This window comes from Bradyrhizobium sp. Bra64 (genome assembly GCF_024519875.1).
GTDB lineage: Bacteria > Pseudomonadota > Alphaproteobacteria > Rhizobiales > Xanthobacteraceae > Bradyrhizobium > Bradyrhizobium japonicum_G.
Window position 1 is genome coordinate 1 of sequence record NZ_JALJRD010000028.1, and the last position, 3,286, is coordinate 3,286.

Here is a 3,286-nt window from a genome sequence, read left to right on the forward strand (position 1 = left end):
GTCCCAAGCCAGGTCGCCAAGCAACTCGCAACAATCAACAAACCAAACAGCCGAAACCGCATTCCAGCCCCCGAATGCAAGAGCGTCAGATTATTCGCAGAATGGCCAACGCAATCTGCGATCAATGATCGCCAGTCACACATCTCTGCGACCGCCCAGGCCAACTGCGCAGGATCGGACCGCCACTCAGTCGCATACTTCGGCTTGCACTCCTCCCCCAATTCCGACGGGGCCAAGCTTCGGACGATCAACAAGCCGACAGCCGGACCTTACCGGCCGACAGCCTCCAGTGTTACAAAATACTTGACCAGATGCCTGCGGCTTCGATGGAGCAGCTTCGCCCTGCTTCCGCTCCGTATCTCGCTTCTTGGCATCCTCGCGGGTCGCGACAGGCTTCTTGTCCTGGACCTTCTCGCATTCATTGTCGTCATTCACGCGATAGCCGGAGCGGCAGGCGATCTTTGAGCAAGTATCGCCATCGGCCCTGAAGCCGTGATCGCACACCAGCGGGCAGACCCGGCCCGGCCTGGCCTTGATGGCGTCGAGCGCGTCGAAGCTCGCCTGCTTGGCGTCGAGCTTCGTCCCGGCATATTTGTTGAACAGCGTCAGCGAGCGTTGTGATGACGCATTCCAGTCGCCGTCTGACGATGTCGCCAGGCAGCCGACGCGGCGCAGCTCTGACTGAACCAGCTTTGCCGTCTCTGCGGCGGACAGGGTGGGCTGTGACGAGGTCGGGGCGACGGCTGCAACTTTCGGTGCGCCGTCCGCAACTTGCTGCTTCTCGGCAGCTTGCTTCTCGGCGGCTTGCTTGTCGGCCACGGCCTTTGCCGCTGCGGCCTCGGCCTCCTTCCGCCGCTGCTCGGCGGCGGCCGCCTTGGCCTCCTCGACCTGCTTGGCCTTCTCCGCCGCGATACGCGCGTCCTCGGCGGCCTTGGCGGCTGTAGCCGCTTTCTCCTGTTCGGCTTTCTTGGCCCGGTCGGCCGTCAGCCGCGCCTTCTCGTCCTCGGCCTGCCTGGCCTTTTCCACAGCGGCAGCGCGGGTTTCTTCGGCGGCGATCTTGTTCAATTGCCCCTTGGCGAGATCGCTGTAGAAGCCGCTGGGAAAGCGATTCAGGAAGGCAGCCCATCCGTCGCGCGTGCCAAGCTGGAGCGCAAGCTCGTAGTCCCGTCGCACGCTGTCCTGGGGATCGGCTTGCGGGCCCTGCGCTGCTGCCGGCTTCGCGGCAACCAGCGAAACGTCATCGCCGCCGAGCGAGCCGTAGACATATGGCTCCTGCTTGTAGCCGGTGGTTTTGAGCACATCGTCGCGGACGAAGCCGAACGCCTTGCGCAGGTCGAGGCCCGGCATCGGCAGGCGTTCGACCAGCGCCGTGGCAAACGGGCTGTTCTTCGCATCGCCGTCCGAGGCGGTCGAGCCGGCCTTCGCCGCGAAGGCGATCATGGTGTTCGGGCTGGTCGGCTCGACCTTGGCGAGGCCGCGGCCGATGGCGCGGGCGGCAACCGTGCGCTTCATGGTCTTGGCGAAAGGATTGTCGCGGCAGGCGTCGAGAATGACGAGCCGGAGCTGCTTGGCCGGCTCGACGGCGAACAGCGCGCGATCCAGCGGCAGCGTTTCGTCGAGGACGTCGCTGTCGGTCTCGAGCGTCGCGTCGGTCGGGATCAGGTAATTGGTCCCGTCGAGCTCGATGCCGTGACCGGCATAGTAGATCACCGCAACGTCGGCCTCGCGCGCCTTGCCGCCAAAATCGCGCAGCGCCTTGCGCATCTCGGCCACGTTCAGGTCGAGCTTGACGTCGACCGTATCGAAGCCGGCCTTCCTGAACATGCCGCCGACCAGCGCGGCATCGTTCGCGGGATTCGCCAGCTTCGCCACGTTCTTGTAGGCCGAATTGCCCATGACGAGCGCGACGCGCTTCTCGGCCAGCGCCGAGCCGGTCCCAAGCCAGGTCGCCAAGCAGCTCGCAACAATCAACAAACCAAATAGCCGAAGCCGCATTCCAGCCCCCGAATGCAATAGCGTCAGAGTATTCGCAGAATGGCCAAATGCAATCTGCGATCAGTGATATCAGTCACACATCTCCGCAGTCAAAGCGATGCGTTGAGATCTGGCCTGCAAGGGAATGATTGCGTCTCGGCCGCAGCTCAGTCGCACACCTCCACTTGTGCCCCTGCTACAGGGGCGACATGAGGGCCGATCTTCGGGGTTCCAATCCGACAGCCGGGCCTCACCGGCCGACAGCCAGCATTGTTACAAAGCATTTGACCGGATGCTGACGGCTTTGCGGGTGCAGCTTCGATCTGCTTCCGCTCCGTATCCCGCTTCTTGGCGTCCTCGCGGGTCGCGACAGGCTTCTTGTCCTGCACCTTCTCGCACTCGTTATCGTCGTTGACGCGATAGCCGGTGCGGCATGCGATCTTCACGCAGGCATCGCCGTCGGCCTTGAAGCCGTGGTCGCACACCAGCGGGCAGACCCGGCCGGGTTTGGCCTTGATGGCGTCGAGCGCGTCGAAGCTCGCCTGCTTGGCGTCGAGCGTCGTCCCGGCATATCTGTTGAACAGCGTCAGCGAGCGTTGCGATGACGCATTCCAGTCGCCGTCCGCCGATGTCGCCAGGCAGCCGACGCGGCGCAGTTCGGACTGAACCAGCTTCGCAGTCTCTTGTGGAGACAGGCCCGGCTGCGATGAGGTCGGAGCAACGGCTGCAAGCTTCTGTGCGCTGTCCGCAACTTGCGGCTTCTCGGCGGCTTGCTTGTCGGCCACAGCCTTCGCCGCTGCGGCCTCGGCGTCCTTGCGGCGCTGCTCGGCGGCGGCCGCCTTGGCCTCCTCGATCTGCTTGGCCTTTTCGGCGACAAGCCGGGCGTTCTCTGCGGCCTTGGCGGCGGCAGCCGCCTTCTCCTGCTCGGCCTTGTTCGCCCGCTCGGCTGCGAGCCTTGCCTTTTCGTCTTCGGCCTGGCGTGCCTTCGCGGCCGCAGCCGCGCGTGCTTCCTCCGCCGCCACGTTCTTCAGTTGCGCGCGGGCGAGGCCCGCATAGAACCCATCAGGATAAGCCTGCAGGAATGCTTCCCATGCGTCCCGGTTTCCCGCCTGGAGCGCCAGCTCATAGTCCCGGCGCACGCTGTCATGGGGATTGGCTTGCGGGCCCGGCGCTGCTGCCGGCTTGGCCGGGACGAGCGAAACGTCATCGCCGCCGAGCGAGCCGTAGACATATGGCTCCTGCTTGTAGCCGGTGGTCTTGAGCACATCGTCGCGCACGAAGCCGAACGCCTTGCGCAGGTCGAGGCCCGGCA

1 protein-coding gene and 1 pseudogene are annotated in these 3,286 nt (G+C 64.8%); both read right to left on the reverse strand.

Features of this window, described 5'->3' with window-relative positions:
* Positions 1–186: 186 nt before the first annotated feature.
* Positions 187–1,995 (reverse strand): caspase family protein, encoded by a 1,809-nt coding sequence (locus tag NR187_RS34785; protein ID WP_256809512.1) that lies wholly within the window; start codon positions 1,993–1,995, stop codon positions 187–189.
* A 146-nt stretch (positions 1,996–2,141) separates the two neighbouring features.
* Positions 2,142–3,286: pseudogene (locus NR187_RS34790) on the reverse strand (caspase family protein); the annotation flags it as partial.